Here is a 25,814-nt window from a genome sequence, read left to right on the forward strand (position 1 = left end):
GTTGTTCATTTTGTCTGACATGGTCAGATATCATTTGAGATGGACTATATTTTACGTGGGAGGCCGCCACAACGCCGGGATCTACAGGTGCAAGTACTGCGGGATGTCGGTCAAGAAGAGGGAGAGGGTCTCACACCTCAAGAGGTCTCACGCTGCAGAGTTCGAGGTGGAACTGGCCAGGTACGGCTGGGTGAAGCAGAGTGCGCCAAAGGTGAGCCAGAAGGGACAGACTGTGCCCATAGAGGCCCTCAAGAAGGCCCTACTGTCAGACCTCCAGGAGATATAACACAGGCCTCTTCCTGATACTTCCACCCTGTTTTTTTATTAGAGTTTAGGGATTAAACTTTTTACAGGTAACCTGGGTCTCCCGTAGTCTTCTTCCAGGGCCTTCGGTGCCCGGTTTCCAATCAAGTATTTATATCGAAAATAGATATCTGTTTTCGATCCAAATGATCACGGTCAACCAGCCTGAGGAGGGCACAAGCACCATATCTGTCAGGTCCGTCTCCAAGAGCTACGGGGATGTTCGCGCTCTTGACAGCGTCAGCCTTGAGATCAGGTCAGGTGAGATATTCGGCCTCCTGGGACCAAACGGCGCCGGCAAGACGACGCTGATCAAGATACTGACAGCCCTTGTGCCGCCGACGTCTGGAGAGGCCTTTGTTGCCGGTTACAGTGTGACCAGGCAGCCTTACGAGGTGAAGAGACGGGTGGGCTGGGTGGCGGCGGAGGTGATACTGGACGACGACCTCACGGCCATGGAGAACCTGTGGCTCCAGGCGAAGCTGCAGAACATGAGTGACTGGAGGGGGGGTACGCTGAGGAACTGCTCACCTTCTTCGGCCTCAGGGACAGGGCGGACAGTAAGGTGAAGGGCTTTTCCACGGGCATGAGAAAGAAGCTCGAAATAGCGCTTGCGCTGCTGCACAGGCCAGCGGTGATCTTCATGGACGAGCCCACCATAGGCCTTGACCCCCGGCACGAGGAGGATGCTATGGGACTTCATCAGGAACACGAACAGGGAGTACGGCGTGACCGTACTGCTCACAACACACTACATAGAGGAGGCTGACCAGCTCTGCGACAGGATTGCAATCATCAACCACGGGAAGATCGCTGCCGTTGGGACGCCGGCTGAGCTGAAGGCAACAGTCGAGGGCGAGGTGATCGAGGTGGAGATGAGGAACCAGGCCACCCTGGACGGCCTGGATGGCCTGGAGGGCATAAGGGAGGTGAGGAGGGAGGGCAGCAAGATCCTGATCTCGGTGCCAAGCTCATCTGACATACTGCCGGCGGTGATAGAGAGCATAGGCGCCTCAAACATAAGGAGGATCTCAATACACGAGCCGAGCCTGGAGAGCGCCTTCCTGAAGATAACGGGCAAGACCATTGAGGAAGAGGAGAGTGTGGACATCAGGAAGTTCTATGCAAACATAAGGAGGGCAAGGAGGTGATGGCTTGAGCTTCAGCCAGTTCCAGGGCCTCTTCGTGAGGGAGGTGAAGAGGATCTACAGGAACCCGCTGGTGATAGCTACCACAATAGCGCAGCCGTTCATCTGGCTTGCCTTCTTCGGCAGCAGCCTGGCACTTGCGCCATCCCAGTTCCTGGAGGAGTACTTCCACACCACGTCATACATAGAGTTCCTGCTGCCTGGCGTGCTGTCCACTTCCATGCTCAGCATAGGCATGTTCGCATCCATGAGCTCAGTGCAGGACAAGCGCTTCGGTTACATGAAGAGGATCCTGATAACGCCCACAACAAAGTCGACCGTGTTCCTCTCCAAGGTCTTCGGTGCCACAATGAGGGGCCTGGTGCAGATACCTGTAATGGTGGCTGCATCCATAGCCTTCGGTGTGAGGTTCCACATACCGCCTGCAGGGTGGGTTGAGTGGATCCTGGCACTCTTCCTCCTGGGCCTGGGGTTTTCCGGCCTCTTCCTTGGCATGACCGTGTCCAGCACAGACTGGCAGACACCCGGGTTATCTCGAACTTCATCACCATGCCACTCATGTTCTCGAGCACGGCGCTATTTCCATCCACGGGCTTCCCTGTATGGATGAGGGACATCTCTATGGTGAACCCGGTGACCTTCTCCGCCTCCCTTGGCCGCAGCATAGTCACGACCGGGACCGACCCGAACCTGATGTACCTGGCGTACCTGGCCATATTCGCTGCCCTGACACTGAGCCTGGGTTCACTGGCGGCCAGAAAGTGGCTCAAGGTGGAGTGAGTGCATGTGCAAAAGCATTTAACCGGATGATCCCTAACTGCCGCCATGCAGAAGGGCGTCTCCCGCTCAGGCCGGCCTGTTTCGTACAAGGGCGATGTGAGGAAGTTCAGGGTGGGCCAGGGCTCAAGGTACCTCCAGTACGGCGATGGCCTGCCCTACTCTTCCCTTGAGGAGGATAAGCCGATCAGGGGGCCTCAGTGTCGTGCCCGCAGGGGGGGAAGGTGGAGTGCAGATCTCGTTCCCGATGGATGACATAGACTGGATATTCGGGCTCGGCGAGTCCTTTGGGCACCTCAACAGGCTCAGGAGCGCACACACCGTCTGGACATACGATTCCTGGGGGGGCTACAACAGGAGCGGGAGGATCCAGTACACCGCGGTGCCTTTCATCGGCATGCACGCGGTGGAAGGTGGGGAACGCCAATGGAAGGGGCTCTTTGTCAACTCTGGCTCCAGGATGACCTTCGACCTGGGGCGTTCCGTCTACAACATGGCCACCATATATGTGGATGAGGGGCACTTCGACATATACACTTTCTCAGAGAGGGATCCAAAGACCCTGATCGAGGACTACACCACCGTGACTGGAAAGCCGTTCAGGCTGCCCTCCTGGGCCCTGGGCCACCAGGTGTCGAGGTGGTCATATTATCCGGACAGGAGCGTGATGAGGGTGATCGACAGGTACGCGGAGGCGGGCATGCCAGTCTCGGCGGTGTACCTGGACATTGACTACATGGAAGGCTACAGGGTATTCACCGTCGATCAGACCAGGTTCCCGGACATGCCAGGCATGGTGAATGCCCTCAGGGAGAGGGGGGGCGTGAGGGTTGTGCCGATAATAGACCCAGGCGTTAAGGTGGACCAGAACTTCAGGGTCTTCAGGGCCTACTGGGGGGGCACTACATGGAGGCGAAGAACGGGGGGGACATATTCACGGGGGGGAAGGTGTGGCCCGGCACCTGCGCGTTCCCCCGACTTCCTTGACAGTGAGGCCAGGGGGGGATATGGTCCCATCTCGTGTCCGAGTTCGCCTCCTCCGGTTACGGGGGGGCATATGGCTTGACATGAACGAGCCAGCAGTGCACATTGAGCCGGAGAGGAGGGAGGAGAAGGAGAGGGAGATGAGCGAGTCCTTCCACAGGTACGGAGGGGGGGAACGCGTTCAGCACAGGTACGTGCACAATTACTATGCTTACTACCAGGCCATGGCCACCTACGAGGGCCTCAGAAAGGTGAGCGATGAGCCATTCATACTGACCCGCTCCGGGTTCTCAGGGATCCAGAGGTTCGCAGCCGTATGGACGGGTGACAACGAGGCCTCCTGGGATGACCTCCGTCTTCAGTTCCGCCTGGTGCTGAGCCTTGGCCTCTCCGGGATACCGTACTCCGGCTGTGACATAGGTGGGTTCATGGGCGACACCTCCGCGGAGCTCCTGGTCAGGTACTACCAGGCAGCTACGTTCTTCCCTTTCATGAGGATACACAAGGTAAGGGACTCGAGGGACCACGAGCCTTTCAACCTGCCAGAACCGTACAGGGAGAGGGTGAGGCTTGCAATAGAGACCAGGTACAAGGCTTTCGAATACATGAGGGGGCGTCATGGAGGAGAGTGTGTCCACTGGCCTCCCGATGCTCCGGCCCCCCCTCTTCCTCGAGTACCCGGGGGACAGGGAGTGCTACCTGGTCGAGGACGAGGCGATCCTTGGGGCCCACCTCCTGCATGCGCCCATAATGGAGGGGGGGGAAGGCCTCCAGGGATGTTTACCTGCGATGGGACATGGATCGAGGTGGGCACGGGGGGGGAGGGAGCTCTCAGGTGGCCGCTGGGTTGAGAGCCACAGCGACAACCCCGTTTTCCTGAGGTCTCCCGTGCAGGATGGCCTGAAGGGCCTCATGGGTCCAAGGCGCTGAGCGGTGCTTCTCACCGTGCTCCGGTGACTTATGGATCGCCGCCATGCCAGTACCGTAGACCATCCCGGCCCTGCAGGGCAGCCAGTTCATCATGTAGGTATCAGCGATGGCGGACGTGGCAGCAGACTGCGTGCCTATATAACCCTCGTGTACCTCGCCAGCCTCTCTGCTGCCCCCCCTCGGACAGGCCGTCCCGGCCCATTATTGTGTACCATGGGCGCATCCTGTGGGCCCTTGTCAGCGCACCAACCACCTGCTCCTTCTTTATGCCCAGGGCCTCTGCGGTGACCTGCATGCCAGCCCTCTCGAAGAGGGAACGCACATCCCTTCCTGGTCCTGCAGGTAAGACATGAGGACGGTGCCGAGAGCGCAGAACTCCCCCCCGTGCATTCCCTCCGCACCCATGTTCTCAAGCGCAAAGGCGAAGAGGTGCTCGCTCCCTGCTGCCACCCTTGTTGTGCCAGATATCTCCATCAGGTATCCGTCGGTGACCTCGGAGAGGAAGAGTGTCTCAATCCCGTTGTAGTTCATCTTTGCGATGTTCTCAAGCCTCCTGGTGAGGAGGTCAACCGTCGACCTGGCTATGTTCGCCCCCCCGTAATCGCTGTACCTTTCTCCCGCGAGCCAGAATGCCAGGCGCCAGTCAAAGAGCGCGGTCACCTTGGACATCATGTCACCGAGGCCGGCAAGGACGAACCTCTTCGGCTCATGGATAAGGATGTCGTAATCGCCCACTATCACGTCTGGCGGCTTTGTCCTCACCGGCGTGTTCCTCTCGCCGTCCCAGAGCACGGAGTAACCTGTGGAGAAGGCATCGCTGGACAGTGTGGTTGGCACGGCCACCAGCCTTGTGCCCAGCCTGTGGGCAACCCACTTGCCCAGGTCACATATCCTGCCGCCGCCAACGGCCACCAGGGTGTCAGGCATGAGGCTCCTGACCCTGGCCTCAAGCTCCCTGGCTTCCCCCCCAGCGTGGCCCTTATGTCCCCCCCTGAGATCACCTCTGTTGCTACTCCTTCCCTTTCCAGTGACTGCGCCACCTTGGAGCCTGCGATACCCATCGTCCTTTCGCCGGAGACGATGGCGCAGGACCTGCAGCCCATCTCAGACAGCCTCTTCCCGGTCTCCGCTACTGTGCCGATGCCTGCTAGGACACTTGTCCTGAAGGATATGAGGCCCTGCATCACTTACCAGCCAGTTTCCTGCTCTCCCTCTCGAATACCTCCATACCCTTCTCCACAAGCTCGTCCTCGATGGTGAGTGGCGCCATGAAGCGCATCACGTTCCCGTAGTGGCCACAGGAGTGCATCATAAGCCGTTCTGGAAGAGTGCGTGCTTCAGTCTCTCCACGTACTCGCCCTCTGGCCTCTTGTCCTTGCCCGCGAACTCAACGCCAATCATGAAGCCCAGGCCCCTGACTTCCCCGAGCTTCGGATTCCGCTCCGTGGCCTCCTGGAACATCTCCAGGATCTTCCTACCATCCCTCTGGACCCTCGGGAGCAGGTCCGAGGACTTCAGGTAGCTGAGTATTGCCTCGCCAGCGGCCAGGGCCAGCGGGTTTCCCCCCCTGTATGTGCCCAGGTGGAACCCCCCCGGAGGCAGGCCCTCGTCATACTCCGGGCGGTAGGCTATCATGGACGTGGGGGATGCCTCCGCCTATGCTCTTCGAGATGCACATTATGTCCGGTGTGACCGAGCTGTGCTCCGAGGCCCATATTTTCCCTGTCCTTCCGACGCCGCTCTGCACCTCGTCGACGATGAGCGGTATCCCTTCCTCCTCTGTTACCTCCCTGAGCATGGGCAGGAAGTCCTTCGGTGGCACTATGTAACCACCCTCCCCCCCCTGCACGGCTCCACGAGCACCCCCCCGCCTATCTTCCCTGCCCCCCCTGAGTACGGTCCCTTATCAGGTATCTGAGCATGTCGACGACAGCCTTCGAGACATCTTCCTCTGCCATGCGTACAGGGAATCTATAAGTGTAAGGGTATGGGAGGTGGTAGATGTCCTGCGCGCTGAGGCCTGCATATTCCCTGTAGTGCCAGTTCGCAGTTGCGCCGACGATGTGCCCCCCCGCCACACCGTGGTAGGCACCGCCAAATGCCACAATCGTCCTGCCCTTTGAGACATGCCTCGCAAGGCTGACAGCAGCCTCGCAGGCGTCCGCGCCTGTCACCGTGAACATCACCTTGGCCCTGTTCCTCAGCGACCCCGGCAGGGTTGAGAGTAGGGTCTCCATGAACCTGACCCTTGCCTCCGTGGGGGGGACCTCGTTTATGTGCACCAGCCTGTCCAGCTGCCTTTCAATGGCAGCCCTCACGACAGGGTGGTTGTGGCCGAGGTTGAGGACGCAGATGCCAGCGAACCAGTCTATGAAGATGTTCCCGTCCACATCCATGACCGTGGACCCGGAGGCCCTGTCCACGGCCATCCTGAAGAACCTGGTGTAGGTTCTCGACGCCGTCTCGTACTTGTCCTGCTTCTCCAGCATCTCCCTGGACCTCGGCCCCCCCGGGACCTCCGTAACGATCCTGGGGGGGGCCTCCATCATGCTTATCGATTCAACCATTCAGACCACCTCATGTGTAGGAAGATTCAGCATCATACTCCCCGGCCCTCTCCAGCACGGCCGGCTTGCTCCTTGAGTAGTAGAGTGAAACCGCGGGGGGGCCAATGACTGCGCCCAGTACAAGGGCGACCACAGTTGCAACCAGGTAGGCCAGGTTTATTGCGCTGGGCGATGAAGTGTAGCTCTGAACAGTGGACTGCACGGAGTAGAATATCACCACTATGCCGAGCACGGAGGACACGGTTGGGGGGGCCACGACCTGGTAGAGCAGGCTTCTGTCCTCCCTTCTCAGGGAGCGGTAATAGAGCGAGAGGCCGGTGTTGGCGTATATGTGGACGAATATGATCGCTATTCCGGCTGTGGTGAGGAGTATCAAAGCACCGTTCTCCGGGCCGAATATCGAGCCCAGTATCATGTCTATTACGAAGGATGCGGTGAGCCAGACGAGCATTGCGTTTGAAGGCGTCCGGTACCTCCTGTGCACCCTTGAGAGGCCCTTTGGAAACACCACACCGTCCCTTGCAGCAGAGAACCATATCCTGCTCACGGCGTTGGTCTTCGCAACACCATAGGAGAAGTAGGAGTTAGCAGTGAATATTATTAGGAGTATGAAGCCAGCGACGCCCAGGTACTTCCTGAACACCAGCAGGCCGGGGTCGGGGGAGCTGGCGTATGAGGATATGTTCCCGATGCCCCCCCAGCCCACGGTAAGTGCATATGCAGCCGGTATGAGCGCAAGGCCGGAGAGGGCCCACGCTATTATGAGTGAGCGCCTGACGCGCTTCTTCGGGTCCCTAATCTCCTCAGACGTGGTGGTTACTGTGCCCAGGCCTGTGAAGTCGAGTATGGAGAAGACCGTGCCGAAGAGGACTGCGGAGAGTGCGCCCGCAGGTATGGTGAAGGGCACCAGCGTGTTCGCGTGCCCCCCCACCCTCACGATTATGATGATGGAGCCAAGGAGCAGGAACATGGCCTCCGCGAACCCGGTTACTGCAACGTAGTTAAGAGATGGCCTTATCCCCCCCAGGTACGGCAGTATGAACATGTAGAGGGTTATGGCAACTGAAAACGCCACCCATATGTAAGGTATGGAGGATATCCTGGAGGAGAGGAGGTATATGAAGGAGGCGAAGCCAGTATGCCGAAGCTCTGGCCTGTGAGGTTTTCACCCATCCATGAAACCAGCGCCGGGGGGGCCCAAGCATTCCCTTCTTTGTGGAGCCCGCTGCGTATGAGTAATAGCTGCCCGCGTTGGCCTTGAACTTGGAGAACTGGTACGGTGTGATCATCCAGAGGCCGTATATGAGCCAGGCGAGGAGGACAGAGAGGGCTGAGGAGGCGCCTGCAAAGGCAAAGGTGCCTATCAGGAGTATGGCCACGTCCGCAGCTGGCCCAACGAACGAAAAGCTCTGGAATACGCCCTGCCATGTGCCTATGGCGCCCTTCCTCAGGGAGGTCGTTTCACCTGTATTGCCTTCCATCCACATGAACAAACATCAATCTGTATAATAATATTGTTATGATTATATTATTGTACCCACCACTGGAATTTTATTTCCATGAATCGTTTCTTTGGGAAATAAATTTCCCGTGAGAAGGGTAGTGGTGGCATGTGGTGTCACACAATTTATAAACCATGGTGACTATGTTGAGCCATGGACGTGTTCGACTACAGGATACTCAGGGTCCTGGAGGAAGACGCTGACCTGCCGCTTACGGAAATAGCGAAGAGGGTGGGCCTCTTCTCTGCCTCTGCCATAAGCAAGAGGATCAAGAGGCTCAAGGAGGAGGGCTACATAAAGGGCTTCAGGGCAGTCATAGACTACGAGAGGCTTGGCTTCAGCTTCAAGACCGTGACGTTCGTGAGGGCGAGGTACGGGAAGGACTACAACAACAGGATCGGGAACTGGCTCAGGGATATGCCCGGCGTGTCTTCCGTATACTTCATCCTTGGAGACATAGACTTCATTTTCACCACGGTGAGCAGGAACAGGGAGGACTTCCTGCAGAGGATAGAGAGACTCTCCGAGAACGAGGATATCGAGAGGACCGACTCAAGGGTCGTGCTGCAGGAGTTCAAGTCCACCCACAGCCTCGACATCTTCTGACCGGGTGCGCCTGTGGAGACCCTGATAAAGTTTTAACGGCATATGGGAATACTGTTACGTGGAACTGAAGGAAGCGTGGGAGAAGCTGCAGAGCGGGGAGGTCGGCCTCATAGATGCCAGGGAGACAGAGCAGTTCCTGAACGAGCACATACCCGGGTCCCTCTGTGCACCCTATTCTCCCTATTCATGGGGGGGAAGGAGCATTTCAAGGTACCTCAGGGACTACCCCAAGAATGTCCTCGTGGTTGCAGGAAAGGGCCTGGGTGAGAAGGTCAGGAAGGAACTTGAGGAGAACGGATTCCAGGTCCTTGCCGTCATTGAGGGAGTGGAGGAGTGGAAGAGGAGCGGCCTGCCAGTGTCTGGTGTCCAGGAAGTGGAGCCGGAAAGGATCATGGAGAACTTGGACGAGTGGGAGGTCATAGATGTCAGGGAGCCGTACGAGTGGAACTACGGTGTGATACCAAAGGCGCTCAGGATACCCATGAACGACCTGCCTGATGCTCTCGGTAGGCTGGACAGGAACAAGAAATACGCTGTTGTCTGCCAGCACGGGAACAGGAGCCTCTCAGCAGCACTCTTCCTGGCCGACAACGGGATCAGGGCTGTGTCCATAGCCGGGGGGGCATGGAGCGCTGGATAGCCGAGGACCTGCCTTACGAGTTCCCAGAGGACTGAAGATGAAGGTCTCCCTCAACATCAGGGTTGACAGGAATACCTTCGAGGAGTGCCGCAGGATCGTGGGGGGGGATGGCCTGGTGATGGGCCCTGACCCCGAGGCAGAGGTACAGATATTCGGGCGTGAATTCGTACTGGGCAGGAACACGAAGATGTTACAGTGCGTATACGCAGGCGTGAACCACATCGACTTCACGAGGATACCGGAGAATGTGCTTGTGTGCAGCAACGCCGGTGCCTACTCCGAATCCGTGGCCGAACAGGTATTTGCGCTCATATTCCACATCACCAGGAAGGTGTGCTACTTCAACAGCAGGACGCACGCCGGTGAGTTCAGGCAGGAGCCGGTGGGCTTCCTTTATGGCAAGACCATCTCTGTGATAGGGTACGGTGGCATAGGCGCCCAGGTGGCAAGGGTGGCCAAGGCCCTGGGCATGAAGGTCATAGGGTATTCCAGGAGGAAGATAGAGGACAAGAACTGCGACCTCCAGGTGGACTCGATAGAGGATGCAGCCAGGCAGAGCGACATAATGGTCATATGCCTGCCCCCCCTGACCAAGGAGACCAGGGGGGGGTGCATAGGCGGTGCTGTCCTTGGTGCCTTCAGGGGCACCATCATAGTGAATATAGCCAGGGCTGACGTGGTTGACCGGGATTCAATGCTCTCTTTCCTTGAGAGGAATAGGGAGAAGTATTACCTCAGCGATGTCTGGTGGAACGAGCCCAGGATAGAGGTGCCGATCCCTGACAACGCCGTGCTGACACCACACGTCGCTGGGGGGGGCCCGAACCCGTCGGCGGGCGGGGGGGACGACACTGTGAGCGATGTCTTCCGCCTGGCGATACTGAGGGCGTGCGAGAACGTCAGGGACTTCATGCAGGGCAATGCCCCCAGGAACGTTGTGAGGAGAGAGGACTACGTCTGAGGCTGCCTTGCTCCATGTGGCGTCTCCGGGGGGGCTAAATTCTCCCTTGGGGTGCAGGATGCCATGTACAGCTTCAAGACAGGGGGCCACTGCGCAGCCCTGGCTGTGTGGCATGAGATGCGACCTGGGCTGGGCCCTGGGTTGGTTGCATATGCCTGTTGTAGGGCACGTGACCGCATACTTGCGCTGAAAAAACATCTTCTCATACGATCAGATATAATTTATGAGGTCTGGGTTGCTGGTGGAATTTTCAGTCCCATCCTTCCCCCCCTGATACAGTAAAGTATAATCTAATCACCCTGAAAATTTATACACCATGAAAATTTATATACTACAGAGCACATAATTTCTCTGATGAACCCTATACTGAAAACGGTGATACTTGCCATCCCCCCCTACTTCTTCATGGTGCTGGGGATCGGCATATACAACAGAGTTAACCCTGAACTGGGAGGCTGGCCATTTTTTACTGGTACCAGCTGCTCTGGATCTTCATAGCCGCACTGCTGACATTCGCCGTGTACCTAGCTGAGAGGAACGCTAAGGAGAACGGGGGGGGTGCTGCCAGTTGATTACCATATTGGATCAGGCCATATTCTTCGTGATCGTTGTACTGGTGCTCATAGCAGGCTACCTTGCCTACCTTTGGAGAAGGGCCCCAATGAACAGCATGGACGAGTGGGGGGGCCTAGGTGGGAGAAGGTTCGGTACTGTGGTTGTCTGGTTCCTGCTCGGTGGCGATCTATACACAGCCTATACACTGGTCGCGGTTCCTGGCCTCACGGCTAGCAGCGGTACTCTGGGTATGTTCGCCATCACCTACGGCATAATGATATACCCTATAGTCTATGGAACGATGCCCAGGCTCTGGACCATATCGAAGAAGAGGGGGCTACATCACTGCTGCCGACTTCGTCAAGGACAGGTTCAACAGCAGGCTGCTGGCCCTCCTCATTGCGCTCACCGGGGTAGTGGCTGAACTCCCGTACATAGCGCTCCAGATAGTTGGGATAAAGTATGTGCTCAGCGCGCTTTCCATACCTGTTACCGCTGCACTGATCATTGCGTTCATACTTGTGGCAGGCTTCACCTTCATCAGCGGCCTGAGGGGGCCCGGCGCTGACCGCAATAATAAAGGACGCCATTGTCTGGGCGTCTGTCCTGGTTGTGGTCATATACGTGCCCATCACGCTGGGCGGTTTCCACGCAATGTTCTCCAAGGCAGCATCCATAAGCCTTGCCACTGTGAAGCTCAGCTTCGCTTGAACTCGGGTACGTGACGCTCGCCCTTGGTTCAGCCCTGGCCCTCTTCCTGTACCCGCACGGCGTGCTGGTACCCTGGGTTCAAAGGACGTCAAAACCATAAAGAGAAACGCATCCTTACTGCCGCTTTACAACGTCCTCCTGCTCCTTGTGGCAATCCTTGGCATAGCCGCTGTGGTGGAGAGAGGATCTCTGTACCCGAAAAGCATAAGCAGCCTTGCCTTCCCAGACCTCGTGCTGAAGGTGTTCCCGCCAGCGTTCACCTCCTTCGTGTTCGCAGCGGTGGTTGTGGGCAGCATAGTGCCTGCATCGATAATGGCACTGGCATCTGCCAACCTGCTCACCAGGAACCTGTACCTGGAGTACATAAACAAGGGGGCGCCACAGCAGAGGCAGGCCTTCCTGTCCAGGATATTGGTGTTTGTCGTCATAGTGGCAGCGCTCGCGTTCTCACTGGTTCCTGCAGCCAGCGGAGACATAATATACCTGCAGACTATGGGCGGCGCTTTCATACTCCAGACACTCCCTGCAGTATACATGGCGCTCTTCACTGACAAGCTCAACAAGTATGCGGTGGGCTTGGGTTGGGCAGCCGGCATGGTGCTGACTGTTGTCATGCTCTTCCAGGTGCACCTCGTGACGTCCCTCTACGGGCCGCTGGGTGATATATACATAGGCATATTTGCGCTGGTTGTCAACCTTGGTGTTGTGGGCCTGGGCCAGGCAATAGCGTTCGCCATGGGGGGGCAGGCAAAGCCACAGGGCAACATAGACAACAGGGAACTGGTTCCACAGGAGTGATTGAGACAACTCTATTTTTAACACTCATTTTATTCTTAATATTATTAACCATAGACTTGACATTCAGGAATTACACATTTCACTATTCTTATATATGATTGAATTATTTAGATATGATCCTGAGATGGAGCAGGGCTCCGTTGTGTACGAACCGGTGAGCGATGGGCAGCTTGGCATAGACCAGGCGATAATCTTCAGGAGCGAGAGGGTCACTGTGAAGATGCTGAGGTTCTCCGGGGGGGATGGCCACTACCCCCCCATGCACAGGCACGTGGGGAAGAGGGAGGTCATAACCGTGCTGGAAGGCAGCATTTATGCCGTTATAGACGGAGAGGGAAAGCTCCTCAGGGAGGGAGAGACGGAGGTCGTTGAGGAGAACACCAGGCACATGCTCTCCAGCAAAGGAGGCGCTGCCAAGGTGCTCCTCACGATCTCTGAGACCCGCTGACCTTTTCTGCAATGGAGACGCTTGTTATCCACTCCCTGTGCACTGTATCGCCCCCCCTCACGGCCCTGTAGAGGGCCTCTGTTATCCTGGATGTGACGTTACCGGGCCTGCCCTGGCCTATGCGTATGCCGTCCACCTCCACTATCGGGGGTGATCTCTGCAGCAGTGCCGCAGAAGAAGGCTTCGTCCGCTATGTATAGTTCCTCCCTGTGGATCTGCCTCGCCACTACCTCGTATCCCAGGTCCCTTGCAATGGTCATTACGGTGTCCCTGGTTATCCCTATCAGTATGTCGGATTCGTCACCTGGCGTGAGTACCTTGCCCTTTTTCACGAGGAATATGTTCTCACCTGGGCCCTCCGCCAGGTATCCTTCCGGGGGGGAGGTGAGTATGGCCTCGTCAAAGCCACTCCTCCTTGCCTCGGAGTTGGCTATTATAGAGTTGAGGTAGTTACCGCTCGCCTTTGCCTGTACAGGGAGGACAGAGGAAGAGATGCGGTGCCAGGAAGATGTCCTGCACCTTATGCCTGAGTTCTTGTCTGAGAAGTAGTTGCCCAGTGGAACCGCTGCGATGTAGACGCTGACCTTCTTGTCCTTGACTGAGAGGCCGATCCTGTCGTCGTTGTAGAAGGCGAAGGGCCTTATATAGCAAGATGAGAGGCCGTTCGCAGCCACAACCTCCATTACGGCATCCTCAAGCTCCTCCTTGGTGTACCTGAGGTTCATGCCGTAGATCCTGGCGGTGTTCACGAACCTCTCCATGTGGTCGCTGAGCCTGAATATGCCGGCAGAGCCGTCTGGGAGTGGGTATGCCCTGATGCCCTCAAATATGCCGCTGCCGTACTGCATGGAGTGAGTGAGTATGGGGACGGTGGCCTCACTGTATCCCACCATCTTTCCGTCCAGCCATACTTTCAGCGAATCGTACTGGGACATGGATGAAAACATGCCTGTATCATTAATAAAAGTGTCCTGATAGATAACGTCACTCTGGCTCCAGCTTCTCGCGGAGTATGGATGTTATGTAGCCCTTCACCTGGGCGAATGTCAGCTTTGGCGGCATAGGCCTCTCGTCCGGATCGACAATGACATCGAGCACGAACGGGCCCCCCCTGGATGCGAACATGTCCTTCACGGCCCCCATCTAGGTCGCCTGGCTCCTCCACCCTCCTGGACTCTATGCCCACTGCCCTGGCCACCTGCGAGAAGTCTGGGTTGTAGAGATCTACACCGAACTCAGGGTACCCCCCCATTACCTGTTCCTCGAACTTTATCATGCCGAGCTTTGAGTTGTTGAACACCACAAGCTTCACAGGCCTCTCATACTTCTTGGCCGTTATCAGCTCCATCATGGTCATGGCGAAGGAGCCGTCGCCGATCATGGCAACGATGGGCCTGTCGGTGGCGAAGGATATCCCTATCGATCCGGGTATGCCTACGCCCATGCTCCCCCCCAGCCATGCAGAGAAGAAGAATGTCCTGCCTGGCGGAGTCCTCATGTTGCGAACCGACCATACAGTTACGTTCCCGGTGTCCACGACCACCACAGCATCCCTGGGGGCATACCTGTTCACCGTGGCCGCAAGCCTCTCTGGCCTGATGGGCTTAGAACCGTCGCCCTCCATCTTCTCAAGGTAGGAGATCCAGTCCCTCTTCGAGTCCTGTAGCTCCCTGTAGAACTTGTCCTTCTTCTCCCTTACCTTATTCCTGATGCCGAGGAAGTCCTCAACGCTTGCAACGTAGCTCACCTTCGGCACAACCCTCTTGCCTATATTCGACGGATCGGTGTCCACCTGTATGGAGTCCACACCATCTGGATAGAATGAGACATATGGGAAGGATGTGCCCAGGAGTATCATGAGGTCGCACCTCTTCATGGCCTCCACTGAGGGCCTTGTGCCCAGGAGGCCGAGTGAACCCATGACGCGCGGGTCGCTGTCATCCACTATGCCCTTCCCGTTAACCGCGTATATCACGGGAGCGCCTATCCTCTCCGACAGATCCATTATAGCCTGTGTCTGGCCGGATGCGCCGCGGCCTATGAATATCACCGGCTTTTCTGACCTGTCGATCATCTCAACCGCTGCGGAGAAGTCTGCGCTGTAGTGTACCTCTGGAAGGTAAGGCGACATGTACACCTTCTCTTCCCTGGCCTGCTCCCTCAGCACGTTCACGGGCAGGCTAATGTGGGATACTCCCCCCCTGTGGTACAGGGCCTCCCTGTAGGCCCTCACAACTATCTTCTGGACATTCTCCGGATCCACAATTTCGGTGTTGAAGACAGAGACGTCATCGAAGAGCTTGACTGTCCTGACCTCCTGGAAGTAATCGGTGCCGAGGAGATCGGTCTCAATCTGACCTGTGAATGCTATGACTGGGGCGTGGTCCATTTTGGCATCGTACAGGCCATTGAGGAGGTGGATGGAGCCTGGCCCCCCCGAGGTACCTATGCAGACGGCTGGCCTGCCAGTGTACTTTGCTTCGAAAGAGGCCTCTATGGCGGCACCCTCCTCGTGCCTCACCTGGACGAACTGCATCTCCCTGTTGCGCCTCAGGGCGTCCATCAGAGGGTTCAGGGAATCGCCGGGGGGGATGCCGTAGAACCTCCTCACACCCAATGAGTACAGGGTCCTCACTATGACTTCAGCGACGGTCTCTGCCATAAATTCATATCTCCATATCTTAATTAAACGTTTACAGTCGTGCGCCGGTCAACGGTGAAGGTCTCACCTGGAGCGCCTGACCATGAAGTCGGCCAGCCACGAGAGGAAGTCCTTTGCACTCTCGTCCCCCCCAGGCACCCTTGACAGGTATTCTTTGGCCCTGGACACCAGCCTCTCCATCATGTCGAGGGAGTACTGGTAGGACCCGCTATCAACGACTATGTCCCTCAGCCTCATGAGGTCATCGTCTGTCACGCCAGGGTTGCCCAGCACTGACTGTATGAATTTTCTCTCACTCTCGCCGGACATCTCCATGGCCTTGAGGATCAGCAGTGTCTTCTTCCCCCCCTCAACCACATCGCTCCTGACAGGCTTGCCGGTGACCTCCTGGTTGCCGAAGAGGCCAAGTATGTCGTCGTGCAGCTGGAAAGCTACGCCGGCCAGGTAACCGTAGTAGCTCAGGTTCCTGTCCATGTCCCTGCCAGCCAGGAGTGAACCGAAAGAAAGGGGGGGCCTTGAACAGTGTACCTGGATGTCTTCCAGAGGTGCAGGCGCATCAGGTCTGACTGGCAGAACTCCTCCATGTGTGAGGAGTGTATGTCGAGCACCTGGCCATAGCCGGTGGTCTCTATGATGGAGGAGAGCTCGGCACCTGCCCTCACAAGCCTCTCCGGCGGGAACCCGCTTCCCATCAGTACCTCATGGGCGTAGCACTCCGCTAGGTCACCGGCCACTATGCCTATGTTTTCCCCCCCAGCTTCTGCCTCCTCGGGTTGCTGGCATATATGTTACCTGCCTCAACGTGGACTGTGGGCCTCCCCCCCCTCCTCATGTCGCTCTCGTCCATTATATCGTCATGGATGAGCAGATAGCTCTGTGCCAGCTCAAGGGCCAGGGACGCCTTCAGCATCCTCCCGTCCTCATGCTCGAATATGTTGTGCCCAAGTATTGATATTATCGGCCTCAGCCTTTTTCCCCCCCGTTGAGGGTGAAGTCCCTTATCATTCCCACGACCCTTGCGGTGAGGGCGTCGTGCACACTGGAAAGCTTCTCCTGGAAGAACTCTGACAGTGATCTGTCGATCTGGCCCTTCATCTCTGCAAGGTCTCTCTCGTATGACATGCGACCTCACATGCCATCGCTACAGATACTTTAACTTGATGGGACACTAATGTCAGTTAGAGAAAGTCCTGAATCGTACCGCACCTCACTGGCCACATGAAATGGATTATAGGGGGGGTATTAGCCATTGCCTCCCGGATGAAGGTCTGCGTTGTCGGTTACCAGGGAGACGTTGAGGAGCACATCCAGACCCTCAGGTCCCTGAGGAGGAGGGATGTGGTTGCGGTCAGGGCAAGGCGGCTCTCTGACCTGGATGGCTGCAACGGCATCATCATACCTGGAGGGGGGGAGAGCACCACCATATACAGGCTCACGGTGGAGAGTGGAATGTATAGGAGGATAGTTGAGATGGCTGAATCTGGCACGCCTGTCATGGGAACATGCGCTGGCCTCATATTGATATCGAAGGAGACGTTTGATGAGAGGGTGAGGGGGCATGGGCCTACTTGACGTGAAGACGAGAAGGAATGCATACGGGAGGCAGGTGGACTCCTTCATAAGGGAGATAGAGATAGATTCCATAGGAAATTTCATGGGCGTGTTCATAAGGGCACCCATCATCGAGGACGCCGGGTCTGCGAAGGTGCTTGCGAGTGAAGGCGGAAGGCCTGTAATGGTGCTCCAGAAGAATGTCTTGGGGGGGGATGACCTTTCACCCGGAGCTGACGGGGGGGGATACGAGGGTCCATGAGAAATTCTTAAATATGATAGAGGGGGGGGAGGGGGGGGTATATTTCCACTGGAACGCATGGAGGTGAGGGGGGAGTGAAGGTGACACCACTGAACGGTGAACACAAGAGACTTAATGCAAAAATGACAGATTTCCATGGATGGGAAATGCCACTACAGTACACAAGTATAATAGAGGAACACATGGCAGTGAGGACACATGCTGGCATATTTGATGTGTCGCATATGGGAGACATAGTTGTTGAAGGCAGTGATGCCCTCAGGTTCATGGACTACATTCTGCCGACAAAGGTCTCCTCAATGAAGGACGGTGAAGCTGCATACTCTGCATTCCTCTCAGAGAGAGGTACAATGATAGATGATACAATAGTTTACAGGATGAATGAAGAAAAGGTATTCTTCGTACCTAATGCCGCAACCACAGAAAAGATAAGAAACCATTTAACTCAAACCTCTTATAAATTTAACGTAAATATATATAACTTTTCTGAAAATGTATTTTGTATTGCATTACAAGGTCCTGAATCAGAGCATGTACTGAAGGAGATCTCTCTCCCCCCCAAGTGAAGCCATTCACTTTCTCATCTGTCCCCCCCTTCGACGGCACGTGAACCCGCTCACAGGCGAGAGGGATCTCATCATTTCAGGTACAGGGTACACAGGGGGGGAGCGTGGAGTGGAAGTACTGGGGGCACAGTGATGACGCTGTTACTGTCTGGAGAAGCCTCCTTGATGCCGTGAGGGAAGTTGGTGGCAGGCCGTGTGGCCTAGGGGCAAGGAACACGCTGAGGATGGAAAAGGGGATGCTCCTGTCTGGTACCGACTTTGACGACAACAGGGACCCATATGAATGTTCCATATCATTCATAGTCAACAACGATGGTGATTTCATTGGAAAGGACGCACTGATGAAGAGGAAGTCTGCGGATACAGAGATCTTCAGGGGCTTCGTCTGCGAGGGGGGGAGGGAGATACCGAGGGACGGGCAGAAGGTTTACCACGATGGCGCCGAGGTTGGAATTGTGACCAGCGGCTCAATATCTCCAATCCTTGGAAAGGGAATCGCCCTCGGGTTTATAAAGAGGGAGTTGTCAAAGCCTGGCACCCGTGTGACTATAGATGTCAGGGGGGAAGATGGCTGAGGCAAGGGTATCCCGTCCAAAAATTGTTCCATAGGAAATACACCCCCCCTCCCTCTCCCCCCCCTACCTCTCTATGAACTCCATCAACCTTCCGTCGGAGTAGGTACGGACGTAGAATCTGAAGATCTGGCCCATGTTACGTGCTACACATTCTCTCCCCCCCTTAATGTAGTTCCCGTGGAGTTCCAGATACTCTATTGTACTCCATCCTGTGCGCCTTTTCACCTCATTAACTATATTCTCAAATGCATCTGCACACAGGTTGCAGCAGAAGTACATGTTCTGCCCTTCTATCTCCCTCCAGTACTCTCCCCCCCACGTCGCGTCGCACAGCTGGCAACCATTCTTGTTGTTAGTTTCCATACATCCTCCCCCCCCTCTCAAGCCTCGCGTTCAGGTACTCGTAGAGGTGGCCCATGGAATACGTAAACGCTATCATCACCTCCATCCCGTTGTCCATCTCCTCCACACCATCCTGTATCAGTTTGAGTGCCTCCATTGAATGGCCTATATCCGCACTGTAACCTTCCATCAGGAATTTCCTGGCGTCCTCTGTTATGCTCCCGTCACTCAGTATTGCGGGATCGAAATAACTGTACCTGGCGCCGTACTTCACCATCTCTCTGTTAGCCAGGAGTTCCATGCCGTGCACTGCTGCCATGGATGCGTTCCAGCTGCTGACCCTCGTGATCCTGTCCCATTCCCCAATCGCAACCTTAGTCGCCCTCAGTGGCCTGGAGCTACTATCTCCTCCCTCTTAAGCCCATAGGATATACCCATCTTTATGAGGAGCTCGTGGTGGGCCGGGCTCTCCCTGCTGCCGTGGTACTCGGTGTATATGTTGTCCACCTCGTACATCCTCACATCATCCCTCTCACACCTCGATATTATGTTAGCGCAGGAAACGACCCACTGCCTCAGGAAGTGGTGGTGTTCCACAGCATAGCCCTTCAGTACCCACGGCTCCGGCCTCTGCATCGCGAGTATGAATGGGTGTGGGCTCTCTGAGAGGAACATATGCACAAACCTCCTGAGGATCCAGTCCCTGATATCGCCACCAACTTCGAACAGCCTGAACACCCTCTCAGTGAAATCCCCCCCAACACCGACCCTCTCCTTCCCTAATTCCCTGTTGACCCACATGACATGCACAGGGTCACTCCTCTCAAGCATTGCATACAAGTGCCTGGCCACATCACTGAGATCCTCTCCGGATGGGGGAAAAGCAAGCTGGGCACCTTATCATACTGCAACATATCATCAAAGTATATTTATCTGTATTCCAGATGGAAGAAATGCCATTGGGCACCTCCGTGTTGGTACCGGACTGGAAGCACCACACATCTCCACAGGAAGGGACCTCATTTTGTGTGTGGTCCAGCCTCCTATGAAGATGAAGAGTCGTTTTCCTGATACCTGTGATTCCAGGGTGAGAGGACCCACATGAAGCCAGCGGGTGTACTGGATTTGACTCATATTATATTTATACAAAATATGAATTTTATTTAATAAATTGTCATAAATATTTAAAACATGCGGAAATAACCGCACCGGCAGACTGCATGATGTACGGTTCAGCAGTCACAAATGTTTATATAGTAAAATGGACTGACACACCTGCCGGATAAAAGATCCGAGTGAAAGAGATGGAGGAAATACACGAAGAAGAGGAACCACCAGGTAAAACGCCCTTCTTCAGGGCGTTCAACCTAGAAAAGGCCCTCAGGCTAAAGAGGATTTTTGTGAAGTTTGAGGGTGCAAGCATAACAGGGACGCAGAAGGACAGGATCTCCAGGCTTCACGTGAGTAGAGCCAAGGAGCTTGGATACAACGCGGTTGCTGTGGCTTCCTGTGGAAACTATGGCGCCTCAATATCTTATTTTGCCAGGGAGGCAGGGATAGGCTCTGTTGTCGCGGTGCCAGAATCGTACACTGGACACAGGGTGCCTGAGATGGAGAGAATGGGGGGGTCGCAGGTCCTGAGAATGCCTGGCAAGTATGAGGACCTCGTGGAAAGAATGAAGGAACTTTCAGCCCAGGAGGTTGGTACGATTCGAACCCTGGCTCTGTGAACTCATGGCTGGACTTCGCCGGTTACGCAAACATAGCTTACGAGATAGTGCAGCAGCTCGGCCACGCGCCTTACTGCATTGCTGTGCCAGTTGGAAACGGGACAACACTTGCCGGGATACACCACGGCTTTGTCCAGCTCTACAAACGTGGTGAGATCGAGAGGATCCCGAGGTTCATAGGGTCGAGCACACCAGGAGGCAATCCTATTGTCGATTCCTGGTCCAGGGGGGGTTTCAGGACGGTGCAGGACCTCGACCCCTCCACGATCAGGGAGACCGGCATCAACGAGCCACTGGTCTCATACCACTCCTACGACGGTCAGAAGGCCCTGGATGCCATATACAGTACAAGGGGGGGCGCGGCTGTGTACGTGAGCGACCTGGACATGATAAGGTTCTCGAAGTACATGGAGAGGTTTGAGGGGGGGATTCCTGTCCTTCCGGCATCCGCATCTTCCTGGCTGCCATATACAACCTGTTCGGTTCAAGCAGGAGGGAGAGGGATCTGGTGGTGGTCATAACTGGGAGGGGGGGTGGTAGGTGGACAGTGCAGTAGTGCTGGCTGAAGGCGTGTTCACGAGCACGTACGGGAAGACCGCAAACGGGCTGGTTAGGTTCAGCAAGAGGTACAGGATCAATGCGGTCATCGACTCAAGGTTCCACGGCCAGGACGCAGGCGAGGTACTTGAGGGCCGCTACAAGGGCATAAAGGTCGTGAGCACGGTGGAAGAGGCCCTTGACCTGAACGTGAACACATTCATCGTCGGCGTGGCCACGGACGGTGGCTACATCCCTGAAAATTACAGGTCTTACATAAGGGATGCCCTCAGGAACTCACTCAACGTCGTAAGTGGCCTGCACGAGTTCGTGGGCGATGACCCTGAGTTCGCGGCGATAGCGAGGTCCTCAGGTTCCAAGATAACCGATGTGAGGAAGATGTTCAGGGACTTCAAGAGGCCATTTTCTGGCGAAATAAGGAACGTGAAGTCAAGGAAGATAGCTGTCCTGGGCACGGACAGTGCCATAGGTAAGAGGACGACGGCCGTGTTCATGAACAACGCTTTCCAGAACCTCGGCCTGAGGAGCACGATGATAGGCACGGGCCAGACTGCCTGGATGCAGGGCTTCGACTACACGGTGGTAATAGATTCAATGATCAACGACTTCATCCCCCCCGGAGGGCTAGAGTGGGCGGCGCTGAGGGCCTGGGAGGCGGAGCAGCCGGACTTCATGTTCATAGAGGGCCAGGGTTCTGTCCTGCACCCCCCCGCATACCCGGGGAGCTTCGAGATCATAGGCGCCCTCAGACCAGACGCATCATACTCCAGCACGCACCCGCAAGGAAGTTCTTCGATGGCTTCCCCCCCGATTATCCGATACCTGACCTCTCAAAGTACATAAGGATCTTGGAGCTCCTCTCTGACAGGAAAGTCATAGCCATATCCCTTAACTCGGAGAACCTGACGAAGGAGCAGCTTGAGGAGGAGAAGGAGAAGCTGGAGGCCAGGTTTGGCCTGCCGGTCTTCGACCCACTGAACGAGTGCAGCTCAGTTGCAAAGGAAATCGAAGCGTCCACATCGTAGTGGTGCAGCGTGTATTACGCCCAGAGGCTCCAGGTCTTTGACGACCTCTCCCTCTCGGACATAGCCATAGAGAGGAACAGGTTGAAGGGCAGGGTAACGCTCTCGTCTCCAGGCGAGAGCCATAACTTCACCATCGAGTTCTACTATCCAGGGGGCGAGAGGGTGGACGAGAGGCTGGCCCCCCTCATCCTCACCATGCCACTCATAAACTTCACCTACTTCACGAAGAGGCTCACAGTAAACGCTCCGATATCACCCTCTGACCGTGAGGCCATCGGCAACCTGGTGAGGATAAACAACAGGGAAGTCTTCGTGAACAGGCTCTGCATAAGGCGCTACGAGTTCATAAAGAAGGATTTCCTTCCAGGGGATGCCGATATAACGGAGGAGAACGCAGACGGCATGACGGAGGTCGTCGCGGATGTTACCAGGGAGGAGAGGTTCGATTACGCCGGAAAGAAGGACACAGTATCGGTGCTCTCCTCAGGGGGGGAAAGGAGAGCCTCCTCACCTACGGCATCATGAAGGAGCTAGGCCTTAGGACGCACGCGCTCTTCTTCAACGAGTCTGGCGGTCACTGGCGCACTGCCCTCCCTGCGTACAGGTTCTACCAGAGGAACTTCCAGGACGTCCACAGGGTATGGTCCAACGTGGACAGGTTCTACTGGTGGTTCCTCCGCAGGCTCAGGATACTGGACGAAAAGGTGGCATTCAGCTGGGCTGACAGCTATCCCATACAGCTCTTCACCTTCCCGGTATACATAATGGCCTTCCTCCCAGTGGTCATGGCGAACTCGGCCTCCTCAATCCTGATAGGTGACGAGTTCGACGACCCCCCCAGGGGCATGGAACCGTACCGTGGCATAAGCCACTTCCACGAGATATTTGACCAGACAAAGTTCTTCAACGACATGTTCACATCTTACCTGAGGTCAAAGGGCATAGGGGGGGTATCCATTTGGTCGGCACTGCACCCCATATCCGGTTCCGTGGTGGAGAAGATACTGATACACAGGTACCACGATCTCTACAGGCTGCAGCGCTCGTGCCACTCCTGCCACTATGAGAACGGAGACTACGTGCCGTGTGGCAGGTGCTCTAAGTGCCTCGGCGTGATGCTCTTCATACTCTCCTCAGGAGGCGATCCAAGGGAGATAGGCTACGGGGGGGATGAGGACATAGGCGATCTGGAGAGCAGGGTAAGGAGCACAAGGATGAGGCTAGACCCGGACGAGCTCGAGTACGCAGTGTCCTCCGTGTTCCATGGCAGGAGGGAAGAGGGCCTGTCGCACGTGGACGGCATACACCTCCTGGATGGTGAGGAAGAGCCATTCTCATATGTTGACAGTGCATACAGGGAAAGCATCTACCGTATAGTGAAGCAGTATACAGACGGCGTTTACAGGCTCAGCGGCCAGTCATGGGAGAGGGTCAGCTGAAGAGCTCCGCCTCAGCCCTCAGGATCTCGGCCTCGTCCCTGCACCTTCTGTAGACCTCCAGGATCGGGGGGAGTTCATCTCGTAGAAGTACGGCCCCCACTTCAACCTAGAGAGCAACTCCATTGCCTGGCGCTCCAGCCCAATTATGAGGAGTGCACCCGCCATCGCCTCCGATGTGGAGAGCCTCCCCACCTTCCCGTAGTTCACAGGGTTCACGGGCACAAGGCCGGGGGGGAGCCTCCTCCCGTACGGGAAGGAGAGGCCGCTGTAGGTGTGCTGCAGGTTCCAGGAACCGTCTATTGCGCACAGTCCCCCCCTCTCCATGACCAGATCCCTGTCGTACGGGCCAAGGACTCTCACAGAACTGGCCTGCAGAACAACCATTCCCATGCACCTCCCCCCCATATGCACCTTCTCAATGAGGCCTGCCCTCTCCAGCTTCCTGGCGGTCGATTTCCTGGGGGTCGTCCTGGTGCAGATCCACGTAGAAGAGCCTGGCACCATCCACACCCGGGTAAGATTAATTAACCTTTTATCGCTTATGGGCAATGCGTTTCCTGGTCATAACTGGAGGAGTTATATCTGGACTGGGAAAGGGCACCATCACATCAAGCCTTGGCCACCTCCTCAAGGAGCATGGCCTTAGGGTCACTGCGCTCAAGATAGACCCGTACCTGAACTATGACGCCGGCACGATGAACCCTTACCAGCACGGCGAGGTCTTCGTCCTCAACGACGGAAGCGAGGTAGACCTGGACTTAGGCAACTACGAGCGCTTCCTGGACGAGGACATGACCGGAGAGAACAACATAACGACAGGAAAGGTGTACAGCGAGGTCATAAGGAAGGAGAGGCGCGGGGGGGACTTTTTGGGAAGCACGGTACAGATAATACCGCACATAACCAACGAGATAAAGAGGCGTGTCAGGGCTGTGGCATCCAGGGGGGTACGACATAGTCCTGATAGAGGTGGGTGGCACAGTTGGACATAGAGAGCATGCCCTTTCTGGAGGCCATGCGCCAGATCCGCAGGGAGGAGGGCGATGGCAACGTCCTCTTCGCCCACGTCACACTGGTCCCGGAGATAGGTGCGAACCTGGAGCAGAAGACAAAGCCTACCCAGCACAGCGTCAAGGAACTCAGGGAGATAGGGATACAGCCGGATATGATATTCTGCAGGTCCCAGAGGCCAATAACACCGGAGACAAGGAGAAAGATATCCCTCTTCACTGACGTCCCGGAATCTGGCATAGTGAGCGTTCACAACGTTGAGAATGTTTACCTCCTCCCGGACATCCTGGAGAGGCAGGGCATAGTGCAGCACATATGCAGCAGGCTCAGCATACCTGTGGGGGACTTACAGGGATACCTGGGCGGACTTCAGGAAGAACCTGCTGCAGCCCAGGGAGTGGGTGAAGATCGCTGTCGTCGGTAAGTACACTGAGCTCCAGGACGCATACATGAGCCACAGGGAGACATTCACACACATCACGGGGAACACAGGCGTGGGCGTGGAGATCAAGTGGATCGATTCAGATTCCCTGCTCAGGAGCACTGAGCCTCTAGACGAGGTCCACGGCATCCTCATACCCGGGGGGGGTTCGGCTACCGCGGGGGGGTCGAGGGCAAGGTCGTTGCCGCGAGGTACGCCAGGGAAAGAGGGGGGGTGCCATTCCTGGGCATATGCCTGGGCTTCCAGGTCGCGGTGGTCGAGTTCGCAAGGGATGTGCTCGGTTACACGGATGCGAACAGCACTGAGTTCGACAGGAACACGAGACACCCGGTCATAGACATACTGCCCGAGCAGAAGGGCATACAGGACCTGGGCGGGACCATGAGGCTGGGAATGAAGCTCGTAAGGGTTAAGGACGGTACCCTGGCCCGGCGCATATACTCGTCTCCGGAGATCATGGAGAGGCACAGGCACAGGTACGAGGTGAACCCTGAGTTCATTCAGGAGATGGAGGACGCCGGCCTGGTCTTCTCCGGCACGGATGAAGAGGGCATCAGGATGGAGATCCTCGAGCTCAAGGGAAGGGAGAACTTCATAGCCGCACAGTACCATGCGGAGTTCCTCTCCAGGCCTATGCGCCCGTCACCCCTGCACAGGCACCTTGTGCTGCAGGCGCTTAAGTACAAGAGGCCGAAGGAGATAGAGGCCAGGTAAGCCCAGG

21 protein-coding genes and 12 pseudogenes are annotated in these 25,814 nt (G+C 56.2%); 20 read left to right on the forward strand and 13 right to left on the reverse strand.

Features of this window, described 5'->3' with window-relative positions; all coding sequences use genetic code 11:
* The first annotated feature begins 55 nt into the window (after positions 1 to 55).
* From JCM13583_RS06100 to JCM13583_RS06125, 6 genes and pseudogenes are all read left to right on the forward strand, one after another.
* Entirely contained in the window at positions 56 to 286 is a 231-nt protein-coding gene (locus JCM13583_RS06100; protein WP_075057070.1) for a hypothetical protein, read from the forward strand.
* A 163-nt stretch (positions 287 to 449) separates the two neighbouring features.
* Positions 450 to 1,454: pseudogene (locus tag JCM13583_RS06105) on the forward strand (ATP-binding cassette domain-containing protein).
* Between the two features lie 4 nt (positions 1,455 to 1,458).
* Positions 1,459 to 2,231: pseudogene (locus JCM13583_RS06110) on the forward strand (ABC transporter permease).
* Positions 2,232 to 2,276: 45 nt separating this feature from the next.
* Positions 2,277 to 2,483 (forward strand): hypothetical protein, encoded by a 207-nt coding sequence (locus JCM13583_RS13975; RefSeq protein ID WP_075057071.1) that lies wholly within the window; start codon positions 2,277 to 2,279, stop codon positions 2,481 to 2,483.
* The gene (locus tag JCM13583_RS06120; RefSeq protein WP_171823488.1) at positions 2,458 to 3,294 is read left to right on the forward strand and encodes a hypothetical protein; all 837 of its coding nucleotides are present in this window, start codon (positions 2,458 to 2,460) and stop codon (positions 3,292 to 3,294) included. Before JCM13583_RS13975 ends, JCM13583_RS06120 begins: the two co-directional genes overlap by 26 nt.
* Before the next feature lies 1 nt (position 3,295).
* Positions 3,296 to 4,063 (forward strand): hypothetical protein, encoded by a 768-nt coding sequence (locus JCM13583_RS06125; RefSeq protein ID WP_075057073.1) that lies wholly within the window; start codon positions 3,296 to 3,298, stop codon positions 4,061 to 4,063.
* A gap of 179 nt (positions 4,064 to 4,242) precedes the next feature.
* Here the strand turns inward: JCM13583_RS06125 and JCM13583_RS12415 are convergent, their stop codons facing one another.
* The 4 genes and pseudogenes from JCM13583_RS12415 to JCM13583_RS06145 form a co-directional block, all read right to left on the reverse strand.
* Positions 4,243 to 4,437, reverse strand: a complete 195-nt coding sequence (locus JCM13583_RS12415) for a hypothetical protein (protein ID WP_162509505.1) — start codon at positions 4,435 to 4,437, stop codon at positions 4,243 to 4,245.
* Positions 4,407 to 5,069: an iron-containing alcohol dehydrogenase gene (locus tag JCM13583_RS06135; RefSeq protein ID WP_075057075.1), complete on the reverse strand. Its 663-nt coding sequence runs from the start codon at positions 5,067 to 5,069 to the stop codon at positions 4,407 to 4,409. Before JCM13583_RS06135 ends, JCM13583_RS12415 begins: the two co-directional genes overlap by 31 nt.
* A gap of 256 nt (positions 5,070 to 5,325) precedes the next feature.
* Positions 5,326 to 6,709, reverse strand: a pseudogene (locus JCM13583_RS06140) (aspartate aminotransferase family protein).
* A gap of 10 nt (positions 6,710 to 6,719) precedes the next feature.
* Positions 6,720 to 8,190: pseudogene (locus JCM13583_RS06145) on the reverse strand (APC family permease).
* 174 nt (positions 8,191 to 8,364) lie between these two features.
* On the opposite strand from JCM13583_RS06145, the gene JCM13583_RS06150 reads away from it, so the two are divergent.
* The 6 genes and pseudogenes from JCM13583_RS06150 to JCM13583_RS06175 all read left to right on the forward strand — a co-directional run bounded on the left by JCM13583_RS06150 (position 8,365) and on the right by JCM13583_RS06175 (position 12,930).
* A complete protein-coding gene (locus tag JCM13583_RS06150; protein WP_075057076.1) occupies positions 8,365 to 8,817 on the forward strand; it encodes an Lrp/AsnC family transcriptional regulator in 453 nt (150 codons plus the stop codon).
* A 58-nt stretch (positions 8,818 to 8,875) separates the two neighbouring features.
* On the forward strand, positions 8,876 to 9,457 hold the full coding sequence (locus JCM13583_RS06155; protein ID WP_075057077.1) for a rhodanese-like domain-containing protein: 582 nt from the start codon (positions 8,876 to 8,878) through the stop codon (positions 9,455 to 9,457).
* A 37-nt stretch (positions 9,458 to 9,494) separates the two neighbouring features.
* Entirely contained in the window at positions 9,495 to 10,418 is a 924-nt protein-coding gene (locus JCM13583_RS06160) for a 2-hydroxyacid dehydrogenase (RefSeq protein WP_075057078.1), read from the forward strand.
* A 354-nt stretch (positions 10,419 to 10,772) separates the two neighbouring features.
* Positions 10,773 to 10,990: pseudogene (locus JCM13583_RS06165) on the forward strand (DUF3311 domain-containing protein).
* A pseudogene (locus JCM13583_RS06170) lies at positions 10,987 to 12,482 on the forward strand (sodium:solute symporter). The pseudogenes JCM13583_RS06165 and JCM13583_RS06170 overlap by 4 nt, the downstream one beginning before the upstream one ends.
* A gap of 124 nt (positions 12,483 to 12,606) precedes the next feature.
* Complete coding sequence (locus tag JCM13583_RS06175; protein ID WP_075057079.1) at positions 12,607 to 12,930, forward strand: cupin domain-containing protein; 324 nt, start codon at positions 12,607 to 12,609, stop codon at positions 12,928 to 12,930.
* Here JCM13583_RS06175 and JCM13583_RS06180 read toward each other — a convergent pair.
* The 5 genes and pseudogenes from JCM13583_RS06180 to JCM13583_RS12430 form a co-directional block, all read right to left on the reverse strand.
* A pseudogene (locus JCM13583_RS06180) lies at positions 12,908 to 13,865 on the reverse strand (branched-chain amino acid transaminase). The gene JCM13583_RS06175 and the pseudogene JCM13583_RS06180 sit on opposite strands and share 23 nt — an antisense overlap.
* 49 nt (positions 13,866 to 13,914) lie before the next feature.
* A pseudogene (locus tag JCM13583_RS06185) lies at positions 13,915 to 15,592 on the reverse strand (pyruvate oxidase).
* Between the two features lie 63 nt (positions 15,593 to 15,655).
* Complete coding sequence (locus JCM13583_RS12420) at positions 15,656 to 16,066, reverse strand: polyprenyl synthetase family protein (protein ID WP_162509507.1); 411 nt, start codon at positions 16,064 to 16,066, stop codon at positions 15,656 to 15,658.
* Complete coding sequence (locus tag JCM13583_RS12425) at positions 16,051 to 16,326, reverse strand: hypothetical protein (protein ID WP_162509508.1); 276 nt, start codon at positions 16,324 to 16,326, stop codon at positions 16,051 to 16,053. The genes JCM13583_RS12420 and JCM13583_RS12425 overlap by 16 nt, the downstream gene beginning before the upstream one ends.
* A gap of 5 nt (positions 16,327 to 16,331) precedes the next feature.
* Complete coding sequence (locus JCM13583_RS12430; protein WP_162509509.1) at positions 16,332 to 16,724, reverse strand: polyprenyl synthetase family protein; 393 nt, start codon at positions 16,722 to 16,724, stop codon at positions 16,332 to 16,334.
* A 128-nt stretch (positions 16,725 to 16,852) separates the two neighbouring features.
* On the opposite strand from JCM13583_RS12430, the pseudogene pdxT reads away from it, so the two are divergent.
* The 3 genes and pseudogenes from pdxT to JCM13583_RS12440 all read left to right on the forward strand — a co-directional run bounded on the left by pdxT (position 16,853) and on the right by JCM13583_RS12440 (position 18,546).
* Positions 16,853 to 17,472 (forward strand): annotated as a pseudogene (pdxT, locus tag JCM13583_RS06195) (pyridoxal 5'-phosphate synthase glutaminase subunit PdxT).
* A gap of 55 nt (positions 17,473 to 17,527) precedes the next feature.
* Positions 17,528 to 17,971 carry a hypothetical protein gene (locus tag JCM13583_RS12435; RefSeq protein WP_162509547.1) on the forward strand — a complete coding sequence of 148 codons (444 nt, stop codon included), beginning with the start codon at positions 17,528 to 17,530 and terminating at the stop codon, positions 17,969 to 17,971.
* Between the two features lie 104 nt (positions 17,972 to 18,075).
* Complete coding sequence (locus JCM13583_RS12440) at positions 18,076 to 18,546, forward strand: hypothetical protein (RefSeq protein WP_171823489.1); 471 nt, start codon at positions 18,076 to 18,078, stop codon at positions 18,544 to 18,546.
* Between the two features lie 63 nt (positions 18,547 to 18,609).
* Here the strand turns inward: JCM13583_RS12440 and JCM13583_RS06205 are convergent, their stop codons facing one another.
* The 3 genes from JCM13583_RS06205 to JCM13583_RS12450 all read right to left on the reverse strand — a co-directional run bounded on the left by JCM13583_RS06205 (position 18,610) and on the right by JCM13583_RS12450 (position 19,740).
* Entirely contained in the window at positions 18,610 to 18,909 is a 300-nt protein-coding gene (locus JCM13583_RS06205; RefSeq protein WP_075057080.1) for a TA0938 family protein, read from the reverse strand.
* On the reverse strand, positions 18,899 to 19,189 hold the full coding sequence (locus JCM13583_RS12445; protein ID WP_171823490.1) for a hypothetical protein: 291 nt from the start codon (positions 19,187 to 19,189) through the stop codon (positions 18,899 to 18,901). Before JCM13583_RS12445 ends, JCM13583_RS06205 begins: the two co-directional genes overlap by 11 nt.
* Positions 19,190 to 19,272: 83 nt before the next feature.
* A complete protein-coding gene (locus JCM13583_RS12450) occupies positions 19,273 to 19,740 on the reverse strand; it encodes a hypothetical protein (protein WP_162509512.1) in 468 nt (155 codons plus the stop codon).
* Between the two features lie 452 nt (positions 19,741 to 20,192).
* On the opposite strand from JCM13583_RS12450, the pseudogene JCM13583_RS06215 reads away from it, so the two are divergent.
* The 4 genes and pseudogenes from JCM13583_RS06215 to JCM13583_RS12460 all read left to right on the forward strand — a co-directional run bounded on the left by JCM13583_RS06215 (position 20,193) and on the right by JCM13583_RS12460 (position 23,640).
* Positions 20,193 to 21,174, forward strand: a pseudogene (locus JCM13583_RS06215) (pyridoxal-phosphate dependent enzyme).
* Positions 21,159 to 22,201 (forward strand): annotated as a pseudogene (locus JCM13583_RS06220) (DUF1611 domain-containing protein). Before JCM13583_RS06215 ends, JCM13583_RS06220 begins: the two co-directional pseudogenes overlap by 16 nt.
* Positions 22,202 to 22,210: 9 nt before the next feature.
* Entirely contained in the window at positions 22,211 to 22,726 is a 516-nt protein-coding gene (locus JCM13583_RS12455) for a hypothetical protein (RefSeq protein ID WP_162509513.1), read from the forward strand.
* Positions 22,723 to 23,640 (forward strand): hypothetical protein, encoded by a 918-nt coding sequence (locus tag JCM13583_RS12460; protein WP_162509514.1) that lies wholly within the window; start codon positions 22,723 to 22,725, stop codon positions 23,638 to 23,640. The genes JCM13583_RS12455 and JCM13583_RS12460 overlap by 4 nt, the downstream gene beginning before the upstream one ends.
* Positions 23,641 to 23,658: 18 nt before the next feature.
* Here JCM13583_RS12460 and JCM13583_RS06230 read toward each other — a convergent pair whose 3' ends face one another.
* The gene (locus JCM13583_RS06230) at positions 23,659 to 24,144 is read right to left on the reverse strand and encodes a DUF367 domain-containing protein (protein WP_162509515.1); all 486 of its coding nucleotides are present in this window, start codon (positions 24,142 to 24,144) and stop codon (positions 23,659 to 23,661) included.
* 44 nt (positions 24,145 to 24,188) lie between these two features.
* On the opposite strand from JCM13583_RS06230, the pseudogene pyrG reads away from it, so the two are divergent.
* A pseudogene (gene pyrG, locus JCM13583_RS06235) lies at positions 24,189 to 25,807 on the forward strand (CTP synthase (glutamine hydrolyzing)).
* Positions 25,808 to 25,814: the final 7 nt, after the last annotated feature.

Source organism: Thermogymnomonas acidicola JCM 13583, from assembly GCF_001316105.1.
Taxonomy (GTDB): domain Archaea; phylum Thermoplasmatota; class Thermoplasmata; order Thermoplasmatales; family Thermoplasmataceae; genus Thermogymnomonas; species Thermogymnomonas acidicola.